We start from the raw sequence: 18,273 nt of genomic DNA, 5'->3' as shown, positions 1-18,273 counted from the left end.
CCCGATCACCGCTCCTTGCCCAGCCTCTCCGCCGCCGCGCGGAACGTGGCCGTCGCCTCGTCGTCGAAGCGCATGGCGGTCAGGAACTGGGCGACCGTGTAGCCCGGGGCCGTCCGGGCGATCGCGGCACGGTAAGCGACCGCCTCTCCGGGGCGGCCGGCCAGGGTCAGCGCGTAGGCGGCGATCGCCTGGATATGCGCATGCGCGTTCGGCCGGGCGGCGGCGCGGATCGCCCAATCGGCCGCCTCGGCGTAGCGGCCGAGCCGCATTAGCGCCATGGCGCGCGCGCCGTAGATCCCGAACAGCATCGGGTCGAACGGGCTGAGCCGCCGCGACTCGTCCGAATAGCCGATCGCCGCCGCGGCATCCCCGTCCTGGGAGTGCACGAAGGCGAGGCTGTAATGCCCTTGCGCGAAGTTGGGACTGAGGTCGATCGCCTGTTCGAGTTCCGGCAGCGCGAGGTCCTGCCGGCCCTGGAGCCAGAGCGCCCGTCCCATCGCCCAGTGCGCCGATGGGTCCCGGTCGTCCGCGCCGAGGCTCCGGCCCGCGGTCTCCAGCGCCCGCCCGATCTCCGCCTCCCGCGGCGCCCAGCCCTGGAAGGCGTCCTGGAAATGCGTGAAGGACAGCGCCGCCCAGGCCCGCGAGAAGGTCGGGTCGAGCGTGGTGGCGCGCGCGAGGAAGCCGCGCGCCAGGGCGTTGTCGTCCTGGCTGAAGCGGTACATGTGCCAGAGCCCCCGGTGCAGGGCCTCCCAGGCGTCGAGACCGTTCGGGGGCTTGAGGATGGCCCGGTTGCGCTCCGAGGCCTCGACCTCCTCGGCCACCGCCGCGACGATCCGGTCGCCGATCTCCTCCACCAGCAGGAAGGCGTCCGCCGCGCGCGGCCGGTAGTCCTCGGCCCAGAGCAGGCGGCCGGTCGCCGCCTCCGCCAGTTCCGCCGTCACCATGGTGCGACCGCCCGCCTGCCGGATGGTGCCCGTCACCCGGTAGTCGACGCCGAGCAGGCCCGCCGCCTCCGCGGCCCCCATGCCCCGGTCGCGCAACGCGAAGACGCTCGCCGGCGCGATCACGACGAGGATCCGCAGCTTGGCGAGGCGCGTGGCGATGTCGGTCGCGAGCGCGTCGGCCGGCCCGCCCGGCCCCTCCGCCGGCGCCGCCCGGAAGGGCATGACGGCGAGCGATGCGCGCCGCGGCCCTCCCGGGACCGGTCCGGGCGGCGGCGCGACGTCGTCGACCGGCAGGACCGCGGCAGGAGCGGACCGCGCCGGCGCGGCCGGGCGCAACTGGCGCCGCATGTGCCGCAGAGGCGCCGGGTCGAGCCCCTCGGCCTGGAAATGGCCGACCGCCGCCTCCACCCGCGCGTCCGCCTCGGCCGGGAGACCCTCGTCCAACAGGGCCCCGATCAGCCGGCGCTGCACCTCCAGCTCCGTCGGGGCGAGCGCCGCCAGCGCCTCCAGACGGCGGATCCGCGCGCTGCCGGTCTCCCGCGCCGCCAGGTGGTCGAGAAGCGCCCGGTGCCGCTCCCGGAGCCGCCGGCGCTCGGCCGCCAGCCAGGCGTCGAACACCGGGCTCCGCGCCAGCTCGAGCCCTTCCAGCAGGTCTCCGGCGAAGAGCGACGCGAGGCCGTCGAGCAGCTCGGTCGGAAGCCCGTCGAGCCCGGCCGCGAAGGCCGCGTCGACCATCGTCACGTCGACGGCCGCGTCGGCGAGGTCGAGCGCCACCGTGTCGGCCCTGGCGACCACCCGCGACGTCCCCGGCCCGTCGACCAGACCGCGGATCTTGCTGAGGCACCAGCGCAGCTCGCCGCGCGGATCGTCGGGTCCTTCGAAGAAGATCTCGCAGAGCCGCCCGCGTCCGACCGGCCGGGCGGAAAGGGCCAGGTAGGCGGTCAAGGCCCGGACCTTGCGCGAGGCCGGCAGGTCGACCGGGACGCCGCCGCGCTCCACCGCCATCGGCCCGAGAAGCCGGATCTGCAGCGCCGGCGCCGGCCGGCCGTCCGGGGAGACCGTTTCCACGCCCTCTTCCACGCTCGTCCCCACGCCCGTCCGGGACTGTCTCCATGGGTGCCGGGGCGGCTTCGGCCGCCGCGGTCGTCAGGGGCGAGTGTAGCAGAAGAACGACCATATCGGAGACCGACATGACCGGCGCAACCGCCACCATCGCCACCATCGCCAGCATCGCCCCGTCGAGCGCCGACCTCGCGGCCCTGAAGGCCCGCCAGCAGGGCGCCTGGTCGTCGGGCGACTACGCCATCATCGGCACGACCCTGCAGATCGTCGGCGAGAGCCTGTGCGAGGCCCTCGACCTGAAGCCCGGCTCGCGCGTCCTCGACGTCGCGGCCGGCAACGGCAACGCCAGCCTGGCGGCGGCCCGCCGCTGGTGCGACGTCGTCTCGACCGACTATGTCGGCGCCCTTCTGGAGCGCGGTCGCGCCCGGGCCGAGGCGGAGGTGCTGCCGATCGCGTTCCAGGAGGCCGACGCCGAGGCCCTGCCCTTCGACGATGCCGGCTTCGACGCGGTCCTCTCCACCTTCGGGGTCATGTTCACCCCCGACCAGGAGCGCGCCGCCGGCGAGATGGTCCGCGTCTGCCGCCGCGGCGGACGGATCGGCCTCGCCAACTGGACGCCGGACGGCTTCATCGGCCAGCTCTTCCGCACCATCGGCCGCCACGTGCCGCCGCCGGCCGGGGCCCGCTCGCCTGCGCTCTGGGGAACCCGGGCGCGCCTCGACGAGCTCTTCGGGCCGCACGGCGCCACCGTCTCCGCCGAGAGCCGGCACTTCACCTTCCGGTACCGCTCGCCGGCCCACTTCGTCGACGTCTTCCGGACCTGGTACGGCCCAGTCCTGAAGGCCTTCGCGGCCCTGCCGGTCCTCGGCCAGCAGGCCCTCGAGCGCGACATCCTGGACCTCGTCGGCCGCTTCAACCGCGCGACGGACGGCACCATGGTGGTGCCGAGCGAGTATCTCGAGGTGGTGGTGACCCGCTGACGGGGCCCTCAGAGGGTCTTCGTGACCTTCTGCAGGAAGGGCGGGCGATCCGGGTCGAAGCCCTTGGCCCGGGTCGCCGCCTCGATCGCCGCATAGGCGGGCCCCAGCATGGCGACCGGGTCGAGCACCGGGTGCGCGTCGCCGATCCACGGCAGCGTGGACCGGGGACCGCCGGCGACCAGGATCGGCTCGCCCTCGGCGGCGAGGTCGGCGGCGAGCCCGTCGACCGTCGCCGCCGTGGCGTCGTCCTGGCGCAACGCCAGCACGGGCGTGTCCGCCGCGATGGCCGCCCGCGGCCCGTGCCGCAGCTCCGCGGCGCTGTAGCCGAGCGCCGGCAGCCGCACCGTCTCCGAAATCTTCAGGGCGAGTTCGCGGGCCGGCCCGAAGCCGTAGCCGCGCGCCGCCACGAAGGCCGCCCGCGCCGTCGCGAGTTGCGCCCCCCAGGCCGACCAGTCGAGCCCGAGCGCCGCCGCGAAGCGGTCGGGCGCCGCCGCGCAGGCGGCCAGGAGGTCGCGGTCGTCCGCCGCCTCGGCGATCAGGCGGGCGCCCGCCAGCATGGAGACGACCACCGACTTGGTCGCCGCCACCGAAAGCTCCGGCCCCGCCGCCAGCGGCACGACGAGGCCCGCCGCCGCGGCGACCGGCGAGGCCGTCTCGTTGACGAGGGCGAGCGTCAGCGCGCCGGCCGCCTCCGCGGCCCGGGTGGCCGCGACCAGGTCCGGGCTGCCGCCCGACTGCGAGATCACCACGAACAGCGCGCCGGCGAGCGCCGACGGCCGCCGGTAGCTCGTCACCACCGAGGGCGCCGCCGCCGACACCGCGATGCCGAGATGGGTCTCGATCAGGTAGCGCAGGTGGACGCCCGCATGTCCCGAGCTCCCGCGCCCGCAGATCACCGCGAAGGGCGGGTCGGCCGCGCGGATCGCCGATGCGGCGGCGGAGAGCGCGTCCTCCTGGGCGAGCAGCCGCCGCGCCGCGTTCGGGATCTCGGCGATCTCGCGGGCCATCTGGCTGGTCGCGCTCATCGGCCGCCCTCCTCGCCCCCGCGCATCGGCGGCTCGCGCACCTCGGTGACGAAGTCGTAGCGGTCGCCCCGGTAGGCCGATCGCGTGAACTCGACCGGGGCGCCGCTCGCCAGGAAGCTCCGCCGCTCGATGCGCAGGATCGCGGCCCCGACCGGCACGTTCAGGAGCTGGGCCTCCGCGGAGGTCGCCAGCGAAGACTGCAGCCGCTGCAGGCCCCGGACCGGCCGGTTGCCGCGCCGCCCGAGCGCCTCGTAGAGCGATTCGCCGATCTCCTCGACCCCCGGCAGGAGCGCCGCGGGCACGACGGCCCGCTCGATCGCCAGCGGCTCGTCGTCCGCCGTGCGCACCCGCGCCAGCCGGACCACGGGCGCGCCCGGCCCGACCGCCAGCATCATGGCCTCCTCGGGCGTCGGCGGCCCGACGACCTTCTCGATCCAGACCGACCCTGGCCGGCTTCCGCGCGTCCGCATGTCCGCCGTGAACCCGGCGAGCAGCGAGGCCGGCTGCTCGATGCGCGTCGACACGTAGGTGCCGGATCCCGGCCGGCGGGACAGCAGGCCCTCGCGCAGGAGCGTGTCGATCGCCTTGCGGACGGTCACCCGCGAGATGCCCGTCAGCGCCGACAGCTCGCGCTCGGACGGCAGCGCCTCGCCGACCCGCACCGCGCCGTCGCTGATCATCCCGCGCAGGCTCTCGGCGAGTTGCAGGTAGAGCGGCGTGGGGCTGCGCGCGTCGACGCTGATCCGGCCCGTCGTCAGCATCCGCTGCCGCTCCCCTCGTCGAGGGCGGCGAGCGCGGCCCGCAGCACCCCGTTGCTGCCGTCCAGCAGGTCGGCCGCCTCCTGCGGCGACTGCCCGTGCAGCACCAGCACGGCCTTCTTGACGTCCCAGTTGGAGCGCCGGAGCGCCTCGGTCGCCTCCGTGTGGTCGACGCCGGTCAGCCGGACAACCATGTCGGCGGCACGCCGGTGCAGCTTGGCGTTCGACGCGTGCATGTGGACCATCATGCCGCCGTGCACGCGGCCGAGCCGCACCATGATGGCGGTCGACAGGAGGTTCAGCACTACCTTCTGGGCCGTGCCGGCCTTCATGCGCGTCGAGCCTGCCACCACCTCCGCACCGGTCTCCGCCAGCACGGGGAAGCGCGCCGCGCCGAGCAGGGGCGCCCCCTCGTTGTTGGCGATGCCGATCGTCACCGCGCCCCGCTCCGCCGCCCGCCGGACGGCCGCCACCGTGTAGGGGGTCGTGCCGCTCGCCGCGATGCCGATGACGACGTCGTCCGGGCCGATCCCGGCCGCGTCGATGGCGCGCCGGCCCTCCGTCTCGTCGTCCTCCGCGCCTTCCGCGCTGCGCACCAGGGCCCCCTGGCCGCCCGCCATGGCGAAGACCAGGCGTTCGTAGGGCCAATCGAAGGTGGGCGGCAGTTCGGCGCCGTCCTGCACGCCGACTCGCCCCGAGGTGCCCGCCCCGGCATAGACGAGGCGTCCGCCCCGGCCGAGCGCCTCGGCGGCGGCATCGACGGCCGCCGCGATCACCCCCAGCGCCGGCCGGACGGCCGCGACGGCCGAGAGCTGCCCCTCGTACATCGCCTCCACGGCATCCCGGGTGGGCCAGCCGTCCAGGTCGACGAAACGGGCGCTGACGTCTTCGGTGGGCATTCTCGGATCCTCGGTCGACGCAAGTGGATAAGACCGGTTCAATTCCAGTTTAGGGTCAGGGGGCGCGTGCCCACAAGCCGACTCACACGCCGGCCGCCTCCCGGGCGAGGCGGATCGCCCCCGAAACCGCGTCGCCGTCGATCGGTTTCAGCCGCCGGCGCACGTCCGGGGCGAGCCAAGGCTCGATCGCGCTCGACAGGCCTCCGATGAGGGCGATCCGCGGCGCCCCGCGCTCGACCAGCGCCCGCACCAGCCCGTCGATCTGCTCCGCCGCGCTCTGCACGATGCGCCGTCCGCAAGGGTCGCCGTTGTCGGCATGCCGCATGACGAGCGGCGCGAAGGTGGCGTAGTCGGTGGCGCTCGCGCGATCCATCCAGGCGATGGCCTCGGTCGGGTCGTCGTGGAAGCGCGCGAGAACGTCGCCGAGCAGCGCCGAGCGGGCGATCCGGCCGTCATAGGCCCGCAGCGCCAGCCGGATCGCCGCCAGGCCGAGATCGGCCCCCGACCCCTCGTCCGAGATCGGGAAGCCGTAGCCGCCGACCCGGATCTCCTCTCCGCCGACCCGCGCCAGTCCGAAGCTGCCCGTGCCGACGATGACGATGCCGCCGTCTTCGCCCGAATGGGCCCCGATGCAGGCGACGAGCCCGTCGGTCGCGAAGGCGATCGAGGCGTAGGGGTGCGGGCGCACCTCCAGCGCCTCGCGCGCGCCCTTGCGGCCCATGCCGGCGAGCCCGATGCCGCAATGGACCCGCCCCGCCGTCGCGAAGGAGAGGCCCGCCTCCGAAAGGGCCGCCCGGCAGGCCGTCTCCACCGACTCCATCGCCTTGTCGACGCCGAGCCGGGTCGTCGCCGGACCGGACATGCCCGCCCCCAGGACGTTGCCGTCCCGGTCCTCCAGCCGCGCGCGGCAGCCCGTACCCCCGCCGTCGACGCCGAGGAAGAGCGGCTCCGGGCCCGCCGTCACGGGACGTCCTCCCGGCGGATGCGCGCGCCGCAGCGGACGAGCTTGCGGTCGAGCGCCTCGTAGCCGCGGTCGAGATGGTAGACCCGGTTGACGACGGTCTCGCCCGCCGCCGCCAGGCCGGCGAGCACCAGGCACACGGAGGCGCGCAGGTCCGTCGCCATGACGGGTGCCCCCTTGAGCGCCGGGACCCCGCGCACCAGCGCCGACGTCCCCTGAAGCTTGATGTCCGCCCCGAGCCGGGCCAACTCGGGCACGTGCATGAACCGGTTCTCAAACACCGTCTCGCGGATCAGCGAGGCGCCCTCGGATATGGCCATCAGGGCCATGAACTGGGCCTGCAGATCGGTCGGGAAGCCCGGGTAGGGCTCGGTCGTGATGTCGAGGCCGCGCGGCCGGCCCTCCATGGCGACCATCAGGCCCCGGTCGGTCGGCCAGATCCGCACGCCCGCGGCCTCCAGCGCCGCCCCGACCGCCGCGAGATGCTCGAGCCGTGCCCCGGTCAGCTCCAGGTGCCCGCCCGTGATCGCCGCCGCGATCGCGTAGGTGCCGGCCTCGATCCGGTCCGGGATGATCTCGTGGCGCGCCCGCCGCAGCCGGTCGACGCCGCGGATGAGCATCCGGTGCGTCCCCGCCCCCTCGATGACGGCGCCCCGGGCGATCAGGCACTGGGCGAGGTCGCACACCTCGGGATCCCGCGCCGCGTTCAGGATCTCGGTCTCGCCGCGCGCCGTCACGGCCGCCATCAGGGCCGTCTCGGTCGCGCCCACGGACGGCGAGGCGAGCACGATCCGGGCTCCCGTCAGGCCGCCCTCCGGCGCCCGCGCGTCGATGGTGCCGCCGTCGAGCGACACCGTCGCGCCGAGCGCGGCGAGCGCCTTGAGGTGCAGGTCGACCGGCCGCGCCCCGATCGCGCAGCCGCCCGGCTGCGACACGCGCGCATGGCCGAAGCGGGCGACAAGCGGGCCGAGGACGAGGACGGTCGCCCGCATGCGCCGGACCACGTCGTAGGGCGCCTCCCGGTTTGCGGCCGCTGCGGCGTCGAGCGTCACCGTCGCGTGGCTCGGGCCCGCCACCGTGACGCCGTAGTGCTCCATGAGGGTGAGCATGGAGCGGATATCGGCCAGGTCCGGGACGTTCGTCAGCGTCAGCGGCTCGTCCGACAGGAGCGCCGCGGCGATCTGGGGCAGGGCCGCGTTCTTGGCCCCGCAGATCGGCACCGTGCCTTCCAGCCGGTGCCCGCCCTCGATGACGAGCCGTTCCATGGGAGCCCTCCCGCCGCGCCCGGCGCGGCTTGTCGCCTCTCGACTGGTGCTATACTGGTATTATCGCACGAAGCCAACGCGAAAACGACGGGCAGGCCCTTGGAAGCGATCCGCACCCCTCTCCTGTTCGACGGCGACAGGCTCGCCAGGGACCGCATGGTGATCGTCGAGGGCCGCCGCGTGGTGCATGTCGGCCCGGCCGGCGACGCGCCGCCCGGCGCCGTGCTGACGGACCTCCCCGCCGGCGCGATCCTCGCCCCCGGCTTCATCGACGTGCAGGTGAACGGCGGCGGCGGCGTGCTCCTGAACGACGACCCGGGCCCGGCCGGCGCCGCCGCGATCGTGGCCGCGCACCGCCGCCACGGCACCACCGGCTGCCTGCCCACCCTCATCACCGACCGACCGGAGGTCCTCTCCGCCTGCCTCGCCGCGGCCGGCGCGATCGCGGCCGTTCCGGGCGTGCTCGGCCTGCACGCCGAGGGCCCCTTCATCAACCCCGTCCGCAAGGGCGTGCACCGGGCGGACTTCATCCGCGTCCCCGATCCCAGCGACATCGAGGCCCTCCGGACCCTCGCCCGCGCCGGCCGGTCGATGATCACGCTGGCCCCCGAGCGCATGCCCGACGGGTTCGTCCGCGACCTGGCCGCCGCCGGCCTCCGCGTCTCGATCGGCCATTCCGAGGCGAGCGCCGAGGAGGTCGAAGCCGCGGTCCGCGACGGCGCGACGGCGGTCACCCACCTCTTCAACGCCCAGTCGCAGATGCAGGGCCGGGCCCCGGGCGTGGTCGGCGCCGCCATGGCGACCGACCGCCTCTTCGTCAGCCTCATCGCCGACGGCCTGCACGTGCACCCGATGAACCTGCGCGCCGCCTTCCGCGCCATCGGCCCCGAGCGGCTGATGCTGATCACCGACGCCATGTCGTCGGTCGGCGCCGCCACCGACCGGTTCGATCTGATGGGCCGCGAGGTGCGCCTGGAGCAGGGCCGGCTGACCACCGCGGACGGCACCCTGGCGGGCGCCCACCTGGGCATGGACGAGGCCGTCCGCAACGCCGTCGCCATGATGGACGCGAGCCTGCCGCAGGCCCTCGCCATGGCGAGCCGCACCCCGGCCCATTTCCTCGGCCTCGCCGACACCCACGGCCGGATCGCCGCCGGGGCGGCGGCCGACCTCGTCGCCCTGGACGCCGACCTGAAGCCGCTCGGCACCTGGATCGGCGGCGATCACGCCTCCGCCCGGGACGGCGTCGGCCGGCCCTTCTCGTAGAACACGAAAGCGCGCGACCGCCCGGCGAACTCCCGCTCGTAGCTCCGCGCGAGCCGCCACCCGCGCCGCTCGTAGAAGCGCCGGGCCGGGAGATTGTCCCGGAAGCAATCGAGCGTGCCGACGCCCCGCGCCTCCGCGTCGGCGAGCAGGGCCGACCCGGCCCCCGTACCCTGCAGGCCCGGCGCCACGAACAGCATGTCGAGATGCCCGGCCGTGGTCTTGGCGAAGCCCGTCACGGTCCCTCCGGCCTCCGCCACCGTGAGGCTCGCCAGGCCCGCCGCGAACCGCCCCTCGAAGAAGGCGCGGTCGTAGCCGGCGAGCGTCTCCGGTTCCAGGATCCCCGCGAAGGCCTCCCCGTAGGCCGCCTCGGCGATCGCCGCGAGCGCCGGGACGTCGTCCGCCCGGGCGGGCCGGACCCTCACTCGAGGCCCCTCAGCCGCGGATCGAGCGTGTCGCGCAGCGCGTCCCCGAGGAGGTTCAGCCCGAAGGCGAGGAACAGGATCGCCAGCCCCGAGAAGATCGCGCTCCAGGGCGACAGCATCAGGAAGTTCCTGCCTTCCGACAGCATCAGCCCGAGCGAGGGCGTCGGCGGTTGGGTGCCGAGGCCGAGGAACGACAGCGACGCCTCCACCAGGATGGCGGCGGAGAGGAGCAGGCTGGTCTGCACGAGCACCACGCTCGCGAGGTTGGGCAGGACATGCAGGAACAGGATGCGCGCATCCCCGGCCCCGATCGCCCGCGCGCCGAGCACGTAGTCGCTCTCCGCCACGACCAGCGCCGGTCCGCGCAGGAGCCTCGCGAAGATCGGCACGTACACGACTGCAATCGCCACGGCCGCCGTCGACTGCCGCGGCCCGAGCACCGCCACGATCCCGATGGCCAGCAGCAGCACCGGGAAGGCGAAGAGCACGTCCATGCCCCGCATCAGGATCCGGTCCGTCCAGCCCCGGTAGTAGGCCGCCACGAGCCCGATCGTGCCGCCGACCGCGAGCGCCGCGACGACCGCTCCGAACGAGACGGCGAGCGACGCCCGGCAGCCGTGGACGATGCGCGAGAACACGTCCCGGCCGAACTGGTCGGTCCCGAGCCAATGCGCCGCGCTCGGCCCCTTCAGGCGCGCCAGCACGTCCTGCTGCACCGGGTCGTAGGGCGCGACCGCGTCGGCGAACACGGCCGCGAGTACCTGCAGGGCGACCAGCGCCGCCGCGAAGAGGAGGAGCCGGTGGTCGCGCCAGCGCCTCATGCCCGCACCCTCGGGTCGATCGCCAGATAGAGCAGGTCGACCGCGAAGTTGACCACCACGAAGCCGCAGGTGACGACCAGGATGGTCGCCTGCAGGAGCGGATAGTTGCGCTCCGCGATGGCCCCCAGGATCAGCCGCCCGAGCCCCGGGATGGCGAACACCTGCTCGACCACGATCGCCCCGCCGAGCAGGTAGCCGGTCATGATGCCGACCGAGGTGACGAAGGGGATGAGCGCGTTGGCGAGGGCGTGCTTGAAGAGCACCGACGCCTCCGAGGCGCCCTTGGCGCGCGCGGTGCGGATGTAGTCCTGCCCGAGCGCGTCCAGCATGGCCGAGCGCACGAGCCTCGACAGGTTGGCGAGGATCGGCAGCCCGAGCGCGACCGCCGGCAGGATCAGGCGCGCCAGGTTGCCGACCGGGTCCTCCGAGAAGGGCACGTAGCCGAGCATCTGCAGCGAGGGCGCGAAGGTCGCCAGCCCGAGGATCATGACGATGCCGAGCCAGAAGGACGGGATCGTCAGCCCCGCCACCGTGACGATCCGGAGCGCCCCGTCGGCGAACCGTCCCCGGAGCCGCGCCATCAGGACCCCGGTCGGCACCGCGAGCCCGGCCCCGATCACGAGCGACAGCAGGGTCAGCTGCAGGGTCGGCCAGACATGCAGGGCGATCTCGTCGATGACCGGCCGCCCGGTCCACAGCGAGGTTCCGAAGTCGCCATGAAGCGCCTTGCCGAGCCAGCGGACATATTGCTCGGCCATCGGCAGGTCGAGCCCGATGCGCGAGCGGAGCTCGGCAATCCGCTCGGGCGTCACCTCGGTGTTCGCCCCGAGCATGATCGCCACCGCGTCGCCCGGGATCAGCCGGACCATCGCGAAGACGATCAGGCTGACGAAGAAGAGGACGACCACGAGGTCGAGGAGCCGCATCAGGAGGAGCCGCGGCAGGGTCATGGGGCCTCCGCGCGCCGCAGCCCGCCCTCGGGAGACCGCGTCCCGGCCGCCCGCGTCCTCACCTCACTTCGCCGTCGTCTCGGCGAGGTAGGAGAGCGACCGGTTGGCGACGATCTCGAAGCCCGTGACGTTCGCCCGGAGCGCCGTGAAGAGCTGGCCGTAGGTGAGGTGGACGATCGGGCCCGAGCAGGCCAGCGCCTTCTGGACCGCGTCGTAATCCGCCTTGCGCGCCGCCGGGTCGAGCGAGGCCCGGGCGCGGTCGAGGAGCGCGTCGACCTCCGGGTTCGAGTACTTGAAGACGTTCGTTGACCCGCCGGTCCGGAAGGTCCGATAGAAATAGTCGTCCGGATCGGGGCTGCCGGCGTTGGTCGACGCGAAGAGGTCGAAGTTCGAGTTGCGCCAGTCCTGGATGAAGGCGCCGAGCTCGGGGGTCTTCAGCTCGACCTTGAAGCCCGCCTTGTTGAGCTGCGCCTGGACGACCTGGGCGATATCCTTGATGTCCTGCCGCGGCAGGACCGTCATCGTGAGGGCGACCGGCGTGGCGACGCCGGCCTCCTTGAGGAGCGCCTGCGCCTTCGCGGGGTCGTGCTTGTAGCAGGGGAAGGCCCCGACATCGAGCGCCCAGGACTTCAAGGCCGGCGACAGCGGCCCGCCCGGAACGCCCGCGCCGAACTGCGCCGCCGCGACGATCTCGTCCCGGTTGACCGCGTAGTTGACCGCCTCGCGCACCTTCGGATTGTCGAAGGGCGGCTTCGAGGTGTTGAGCCCGACCAGCGTGTAGGCGAGCTCCAGCGTCTCGGCGAGCTTCACGCCCGGCTTGCCCTTGAGCTGCAGCGCGGTCGCCGCGTCGATGTTGGGCAGCATGGCATACTGCCCGCTGGCGACGCCGACCTGGCGGGTCGCCGATTCGGGCACGATGTTGAACTTCACGCCGTCGAGCTTCGGCAGGCCCTTCTGCCAGTAGCCGTCGTGCTTCGACAGGGCGATGAAGCCGTTCGGCTGCCACTCCTTGAACTTGAACGGCCCCGTGCCGACCGGCTGCTTCTGCAGCCCGTCCTTGTCGGCCTCGAAGCTCCGCGGCACGATCGCGATGGTGGCGAGCGAGGTGAGCAGCGGCGCCGCCGGCTCCTTCAGCTTCAGCTCGACCGTGTCGCCCGTCGCCGTGACGCTCTCCACCGCCGCGAGCCGGCTCGCCAGTGGCGAGGCGATCTCCTTCGCCATGACGCGCTTCAGCGACGCGGCCACGTCCGCCGCCTCGACCGGCGCGCCGTTGTGGAACGTCGCCCCCGAGCGGATCTTGAACGTGTAGCCCTTGCCGTCCGGCGCGACCGTCCAGGACTCGGCGAGGCCGGGGCCGACCTTCAGGTCCTTGTCGATGGCGGTCAGCCCCTCGTAGATCGTCCGGTTGACGACCATGAAGGACGAGAAGGCCGTGATGATGTGCGGGTCCAGGCCGGCCGGCGACTGGTCGATGGCGACCTCCAGGACCTGCGCCGCCGCCGGCGACACGGCGAGGGCCGCGGCCCCCGCGATCATCATCGAACCCACGAAGCGCCGGGCCATGTCCCACTCCCCTTACTTGTCTTGATCCCTGTTGTCGCCGAGGCTAGACCGGTATGATACCAATGACAAGCACCGGCAGGCGGGAGGAAGAGATGGCCTTGCACCCCCGGCGGACCGCCGCGCGCCGGATCGGGGCCGCGTGAGCGCGCCCGTCCTGTCCATCGAGGGCCTGTCGATCCGGGCGGGCGACAGGCTTCTCGCCGAGGACGTCTCGCTCTCGATCGGCCCGGGCGAGATGGTCGGCCTCGTCGGCGAGTCGGGCTGCGGCAAGAGCATCACCGCGCTGGCCGCGCTGCGGCTCCTGCCCCCGGCGCTGCGCGTCGCGGGCGGGCGGATCCGCATCGACGGCCAGGACGTGCTCGCCCTCGGCGAGGCGCGCCTGCGCCGCCTGCGCGGTGGCACGGCCGGCATGATCTTCCAGGAGCCGATGACCTCCCTGAACCCGGTCTTCACGGTGGGCGACCAGATCGCCGAGGTGCTGGAGATCCACGAGGCCCGCCCGCGCGCCGACGCCCGCGCCCGCGCCGCCGACCTCCTCGCCCTCGTCGGCATCCCGGCCCCGCGCGATGCCGTCCGGCGCTACCCCCACCAGATGTCCGGCGGCCAGCGCCAGCGCGTGATGATCGCCATGGCGCTCGCCTGCTCGCCGAGCCTGCTGGTCGCCGACGAGCCCACCACCGCCCTCGACGTGACCGTGCAGGCGCAGATCCTGGCGCTGATCGACCGCCTCAGGCGCGAGCGCGGCATGGCCTGCCTGCTGATCACCCACGACCTCGGCGTCGTCTCGGAGGTGTGCGACAGGGCGGCCGTCATGTATGCGGGACGCATCGTGGAGGAGGGCCCCGTCGACGCCCTCTTCGCCGCCCCGCGCCACCGCTACACCCGCGCGCTCCTCGACACCATGCCGGCCATGAACCCGCCCGGCCGCCCGCTCCCGTCGATTCCGGGCCTCGTGCCGCCCCCGGGCGCCCGCGGCGAGGGCTGCACCTTCGCGCCCCGCTGTCCGGCGCCCGTCGACGCCTGCCGGACGCGCCGCCCGCCGCTCGAGGGCGACGGCCCGCACCGCGCCGCCTGCTGGAACCCCGCCGCATGAGCCCGCTTCTCGACGTCCGCGGCCTGACCCACCGCTACCCGGCCGCGCGCGGCCGCACCGTCCGGGCCCTCGAGGATGTCAGCCTCACGCTGGCGAAGGGCGAGGTGCTCGGCATCGTCGGCGAGTCCGGTTGCGGCAAGACCACCCTCGGCCGGGCGGTGCTGCGCCTCGTCGAGCCGACCGCCGGCGCCGTCCTGTTCGACGGAGAGGACGTCCTTTCCCTTCCCGCGGCGCGCCTCAAGCGGCGCCGCCGCGACCTCGCCGTCGTCTTCCAGGACCCCTTCGGATCCCTCAACCCGCGCCACACCGTGCGCACCCTGGTGGGCGAGCCCCTGATGGTCCACGGCGAGCCCGGCATCGACGAGCGCGTGGCCGAGATGCTCGCCCTGGTCGGGCTCCCGGCCGACGCGGCGGGCCGCTACCCGCACGAATTCTCCGGCGGTCAGCGCCAGCGCATCGCCATCGCGCGCGCCCTGGCCCTGCACCCCCGCCTGCTCGTCGCCGACGAGCCGGTCTCGGCCCTCGACGTCTCCATCCAGTCCCAGATCATCAACCTGATCGCCGACCTGCGCCGCCGGCTCGGCCTGTCCATGCTCTTCATCAGCCACGACCTGTCGGTCGTCCGCCACGTCAGCGACCGCATCGCCGTCATGTATCTCGGCCGCATCGTCGAGACCGGGCCGGCCGAGGCGCTCTTCGCGCGCCCGGCCCACCCCTACACCGAGGCCCTGCTCTCCGCGGTGCCGCGCCGCCCCGGCGAGGCGAAGCGGGCGCGCATCGTGCTCGAGGGCGACCTGCCCGACCCCGCCGACCCGCCCTCGGGCTGCGCCTTCCACGGCCGCTGCCGCTTCGCCACCCCGGTCTGCGCCGAGACCCGCCCCGACCTCGTAGCCCGCCGGCTCGTCGGATCGGGGGAGACCCGGGAGACGGCCTGCCACCTGCATCCCGTGGCCGGAGAGCTGCCCCTGTGACCGACGTCGACGCCCGTTGCGCCCGGGCCTTCGCGCCCGCCGAGGCGCTCGTTCGGGAGGGCCGCATCCCGGGCGCGGTCCTCGGCCTCGTGGAGGCCGGCGGCGCCCACGCGATCCGGCATGCCGGCTTCGCCCAGGTCGAGCCCGATCGGGTCCCGATGACGGCCGGCACGGTCTTCGACCTCGCCTCCCTCACCAAGGTCGTCTTCACCACCACCACGATCCTCGGCCTCGTCGACGCCGGCAGGATCGGGCTGGACGATCCGCTCGCCGCCGCGATCCCGGACCTCCGCCAGTACGACGTCGCCAACGCCCCCGAGCGCCGGCTGACCCTTCGCCAGTGCCTCGCGCACCAGACCCACCTGCCCGCCGTGGAGCCGCTCTACACCTACGGCCGGGACCCCCGCACGCTGCGCGCCTTCGTGTTGCAGCGGGAGTGGCGGGCCGGACCGCCCGTCTACTCGGACATCAACTTCATCCTCCTCGGCATCCTGATCGAGCGGCTCACGGGCCGTCCGCTGGCCGACCAGCCCTTGCCGGAGGGCTTCACCTTCCACCCCGACCCCGCCCGCTGCGCCGCCACCGAGCGCTGCACGTGGCGCGGCAGGGTCATGCGCGGCGAGGTTCACGACGAGAACGCCTTCGCGCTCGGCGGTGCCTCCGGGCATGCCGGCCTCTTCGGCGACGCCGCAGCGCTGCTCGACTTCGCCGAGAGCCTCCTGGCCGGCCGCCTCCTCTCGGAGGCGGCCCGCGCGGAGCTCCGCCGCCGCCAGGCGCCGACCCGAAGCCTCGGCTGGGAGATGGCGCATCCCGGCTGGTCGGGCGGCGACCTTGCGCCGTCCTCCACGATCGGTCACACCGGCTTCACCGGCACCGGCCTCTGGATCGACTGGGAGGCCGGACGCGCCTGGGCGCTGCTGACCAACCGCGTCCACCCGACCCGCCACGCCGACAGCGGCATCTTCGCGCTGCGCCGGGCCGTGGGCGACCTCGTCTGCCGCTGATCGCACCCCCCGAGCCCGACCGTGACCCGCATGCCCCTGCGCCTCGCCTGCCTCGACGCTCTCACCCACGGCCCCAAGCCGCCGAACGAGGACGCCCATGGGGTCGCCCCGCGCACCGCCTGGGTCATCGACGGCGCCACCGGCGTCGGCCTCGGCCCCGACCTCCTGGTCCCTTCGGGCGCCGCCTGGCTCGCCGGCACCCTTTCCGGGGTGCTGGCCGACGGCGCGGCCCGTCCCGACCGCGACATCGGCCGCCTTCTCGCGGCCGCCGAGGCGGAGGTCACGGAGGCCTTCCGCCGGGCACTCGGCGACGCGCCCGCACCCGAGCCGCCGGACGTGCCGACCGCCTGCCTGGGCCTCGTCCATCTGGACGCCGGGACCCTGGAACTCGGCGTGATCGGCGACATCTCCATCATCCATCGCGGGCCCGCCGGCGAGAGCCTCCACCTCACCGACCGGGCCTCCGAGGCCTTCGGCCGGGAGACCCTCGCGACCCTGGCGGCGATCCGCCGCGAGCGGCCCGACGAGGACCACTGGCCCCGCGTCCGCGAGCAGATCCGGCGCAACCGGCTCATGGCGAACCGGCCGGGCGGCTACTCGGTCGTCCACCCGGTCCTGCCCTGGGCGGAGCGGGTCACGCGGCTGCAGCGCCCCGCCGCGGCCGGCGACGTCCTGCTCGTCGCCAGCGACGGCTTCTTCCGCCTCGTCGACCACTTCGGGCTGCATTCGGAGGACAGCCTGGTCGAGGTCGCGCTGGCGGAAGGCCTCGCCCCCCTGCTCGACCGCCTCCGCCACGCCGAGGCCGCCGACCCGCATGGCGAGGCCGCGCCCCGGGTGAAGCGTCACGATGACGCGACGGCCGTCCTGCTGCGCCTGGAGACCGAACCCGATAATACCAATTGAACACCAGCGGTTGACCACCGGCCCGCGATTGTCTTAGCAGTAGGATGACATCCTCGGGTTTGCGGGCCCGGCACCACAGGGAGAGACACGCATGAAAGCCCTGAAACTGATGGCCGCCGTGCTGGCGGGTTCCCTCCTGGCGCCGCCCACCACGGCCTTCGCCGGAGAGTTGAAGTTCTGGTCCTGGCGCAACGAGGACAAGGCGGCCTACGCCGAGTTCTTCAAGGACTTCAACAAGCAGCATCCGGACGTCAAGATCACCTTCGAGGCCTTCGAGGCGCAGAACTACGCGACCGTCCTGTCGACCGCGCTCGCCGGCGAAAAGGGTCCGGACGTCATGATGGTGCGCGCCTACGGCGCCTTCGAGGCGATGGCCAAGCCCGGTTACCTGCTCGAGCTGAACGAGTCCAACGTCCCCGGCCTGACCAAGCTGCCCGAGGGCGCCCTGAAGGGCGAGACCCTGCGCTCGGACGGCAAGATCTACGCCGTCCCCTTCGCCACCCAGACCATGCTGATCGTCTACAACACCGAGCTCTTCGCCAAGGCCGGCGTCGCGGTCCCGGAGACCTGGGACGAGCTCCTGGAGGCCTGCAAGAAGCTGAAGGCCGCCGGCATCATCCCCTTCGCCAACGGCACCGCGACCGCCTGGCAGAACGAGACGATCGTCGGCGCGCTCCTGTCGAGCCAGCTCGGCAAGGGCTTCGAGGCCGACATCCTGAACGGCAAGGCCGACTTCACCGACAAGCGCTTCGTCGACGCGCTCGGCCGGCTCGAGGGGCTCGCCAAGGCCGACTACCTCTCCCCGAGCTTCGCCGGCATCGACTACCCGAGCTCCCAGCAGCTGTTCACCTCCGGCACCGCCGCCATGTTCGCGGGCGGCTCCTTCGAGATCGCCGGCTTCAAGAAGGCCAACCCGGGCCTGAAGCTCGGCGTCTTCGCCTCCCCGGTCCTGAAGAAGGGCGACGAGCGCCTGGTCGCGCTCTTCCTCGACGGCGGCTTCGCGGTCAACGCCCGCTCGGCCAACAAGGAGGACGGGCTGAAGCTGATGCGCTATTTCGCCAGCCCGGAATTCGGCACCAAGTTCGCCAACATGCTCGGCAACCTCTCGCCGATCCCGGGCGTCACCTTCTCGGACCCGCTGCTCGGCAGCGTGGCGGAGCTCAACAAGTCGGCGATGTCCTACCTGATGCTCGTCCACTTCCGCTACCAGGAGCCCTCCGGCTCGGTGCTCCTGCAGTCGGGCATCCAGAAGATGCTCGCCGGCAAGGCCACCCCGGCCGAAACCGGCGCCGAGATCACCAAGGGCATCGCGACCTACTACGCCCCCTTCAAGAAGTGACCCGGCCGGCGCGCCGGGCGGGTGGCCGGCCGGCGCGCGGATCGGAC

17 protein-coding genes are annotated in these 18,273 nt (G+C 73.6%); 7 read left to right on the top strand and 10 right to left on the bottom strand.

The genetic code is table 11. The annotated features are described in order from the left end of the window. Positions 1-5 precede the first annotated feature (5 nt). Positions 6-2,012 carry a tetratricopeptide repeat protein gene (locus WBG79_RS18020; protein WP_337358568.1) on the bottom strand — a complete coding sequence of 669 codons (2,007 nt, stop codon included), beginning with the start codon at positions 2,010-2,012 and terminating at the stop codon, positions 6-8. Between the two features lie 122 nt (positions 2,013-2,134). Here WBG79_RS18020 and WBG79_RS18015 point away from each other — a divergent pair, with 122 nt between their 5' ends. Then, entirely contained in the window at positions 2,135-2,986 is an 852-nt protein-coding gene (locus tag WBG79_RS18015; protein ID WP_337358567.1) for a class I SAM-dependent methyltransferase, read from the top strand. Between the two features lie 8 nt (positions 2,987-2,994). On the opposite strand, the gene WBG79_RS18010 is transcribed toward WBG79_RS18015, so the two are convergent. The 5 genes from WBG79_RS18010 to murA form a co-directional block, all read right to left on the bottom strand. Continuing rightward, a complete protein-coding gene (locus WBG79_RS18010; protein WP_337358566.1) occupies positions 2,995-4,011 on the bottom strand; it encodes an SIS domain-containing protein in 1,017 nt (338 codons plus the stop codon). Next, positions 4,008-4,772, bottom strand: a complete 765-nt coding sequence (locus WBG79_RS18005) for a GntR family transcriptional regulator (protein ID WP_337358565.1) — start codon at positions 4,770-4,772, stop codon at positions 4,008-4,010. Before WBG79_RS18005 ends, WBG79_RS18010 begins: the two co-directional genes overlap by 4 nt. Then, positions 4,766-5,668 carry an N-acetylmuramic acid 6-phosphate etherase gene (locus WBG79_RS18000; protein WP_337358564.1) on the bottom strand — a complete coding sequence of 301 codons (903 nt, stop codon included), beginning with the start codon at positions 5,666-5,668 and terminating at the stop codon, positions 4,766-4,768. The genes WBG79_RS18005 and WBG79_RS18000 overlap by 7 nt, the downstream gene beginning before the upstream one ends. A gap of 82 nt (positions 5,669-5,750) precedes the next feature. Beyond that, a complete protein-coding gene (locus tag WBG79_RS17995) occupies positions 5,751-6,632 on the bottom strand; it encodes an N-acetylglucosamine kinase (RefSeq protein ID WP_337358563.1) in 882 nt (293 codons plus the stop codon). Continuing rightward, on the bottom strand, positions 6,629-7,894 hold the full coding sequence (gene murA / locus WBG79_RS17990; RefSeq protein WP_337358562.1) for a UDP-N-acetylglucosamine 1-carboxyvinyltransferase: 1,266 nt from the start codon (positions 7,892-7,894) through the stop codon (positions 6,629-6,631). Before murA ends, WBG79_RS17995 begins: the two co-directional genes overlap by 4 nt. A gap of 99 nt (positions 7,895-7,993) precedes the next feature. Between murA and nagA the strand changes: the two genes are divergently transcribed. Continuing rightward, positions 7,994-9,160 carry an N-acetylglucosamine-6-phosphate deacetylase gene (nagA, locus tag WBG79_RS17985; protein ID WP_337358561.1) on the top strand — a complete coding sequence of 389 codons (1,167 nt, stop codon included), beginning with the start codon at positions 7,994-7,996 and terminating at the stop codon, positions 9,158-9,160. Here nagA and WBG79_RS17980 read toward each other — a convergent pair. From WBG79_RS17980 to WBG79_RS17965, 4 genes are all read right to left on the bottom strand, one after another. Next, entirely contained in the window at positions 9,118-9,582 is a 465-nt protein-coding gene (locus WBG79_RS17980) for a GNAT family N-acetyltransferase (RefSeq protein ID WP_337358560.1), read from the bottom strand. The two genes, nagA and WBG79_RS17980, sit on opposite strands and share 43 nt — an antisense overlap. Next, positions 9,579-10,403 (bottom strand): ABC transporter permease, encoded by an 825-nt coding sequence (locus WBG79_RS17975; protein WP_337358559.1) that lies wholly within the window; start codon positions 10,401-10,403, stop codon positions 9,579-9,581. Before WBG79_RS17975 ends, WBG79_RS17980 begins: the two co-directional genes overlap by 4 nt. Further along, positions 10,400-11,353, bottom strand: coding sequence for an ABC transporter permease (locus WBG79_RS17970; protein WP_337358558.1), 954 nt, complete (start codon positions 11,351-11,353; stop codon positions 10,400-10,402). Before WBG79_RS17970 ends, WBG79_RS17975 begins: the two co-directional genes overlap by 4 nt. Before the next feature lie 63 nt (positions 11,354-11,416). Continuing rightward, positions 11,417-12,916: an ABC transporter substrate-binding protein gene (locus WBG79_RS17965; RefSeq protein WP_337358557.1), complete on the bottom strand. Its 1,500-nt coding sequence runs from the start codon at positions 12,914-12,916 to the stop codon at positions 11,417-11,419. A 139-nt stretch (positions 12,917-13,055) separates the two neighbouring features. Here WBG79_RS17965 and WBG79_RS17960 point away from each other — a divergent pair, with 139 nt between their 5' ends. From WBG79_RS17960 to WBG79_RS17940, 5 genes are all read left to right on the top strand, one after another. After that, positions 13,056-14,009, top strand: a complete 954-nt coding sequence (locus WBG79_RS17960; protein WP_337358556.1) for an ABC transporter ATP-binding protein — start codon at positions 13,056-13,058, stop codon at positions 14,007-14,009. Then, complete coding sequence (locus tag WBG79_RS17955) at positions 14,006-14,980, top strand: ABC transporter ATP-binding protein (protein ID WP_337358555.1); 975 nt, start codon at positions 14,006-14,008, stop codon at positions 14,978-14,980. The genes WBG79_RS17960 and WBG79_RS17955 overlap by 4 nt, the downstream gene beginning before the upstream one ends. Then, positions 14,977-15,984 (top strand): serine hydrolase domain-containing protein, encoded by a 1,008-nt coding sequence (locus WBG79_RS17950; protein WP_337358554.1) that lies wholly within the window; start codon positions 14,977-14,979, stop codon positions 15,982-15,984. The genes WBG79_RS17955 and WBG79_RS17950 overlap by 4 nt, the downstream gene beginning before the upstream one ends. Positions 15,985-16,014: 30 nt before the next feature. Continuing rightward, positions 16,015-16,887 (top strand): protein phosphatase 2C domain-containing protein, encoded by an 873-nt coding sequence (locus WBG79_RS17945; protein ID WP_337358799.1) that lies wholly within the window; start codon positions 16,015-16,017, stop codon positions 16,885-16,887. 91 nt (positions 16,888-16,978) lie between these two features. Further along, positions 16,979-18,226 (top strand): extracellular solute-binding protein, encoded by a 1,248-nt coding sequence (locus tag WBG79_RS17940; RefSeq protein WP_337358553.1) that lies wholly within the window; start codon positions 16,979-16,981, stop codon positions 18,224-18,226. Positions 18,227-18,273 lie beyond the last annotated feature (47 nt).

It is taken from the genome of Prosthecomicrobium sp. N25 (assembly GCF_037203705.1).
Classification (GTDB): domain Bacteria; phylum Pseudomonadota; class Alphaproteobacteria; order Rhizobiales; family Ancalomicrobiaceae; genus Prosthecodimorpha.
Note: the sequence above shows the minus strand (reverse complement) of the source record. Positions and strands in the feature narration are given on the sequence as shown.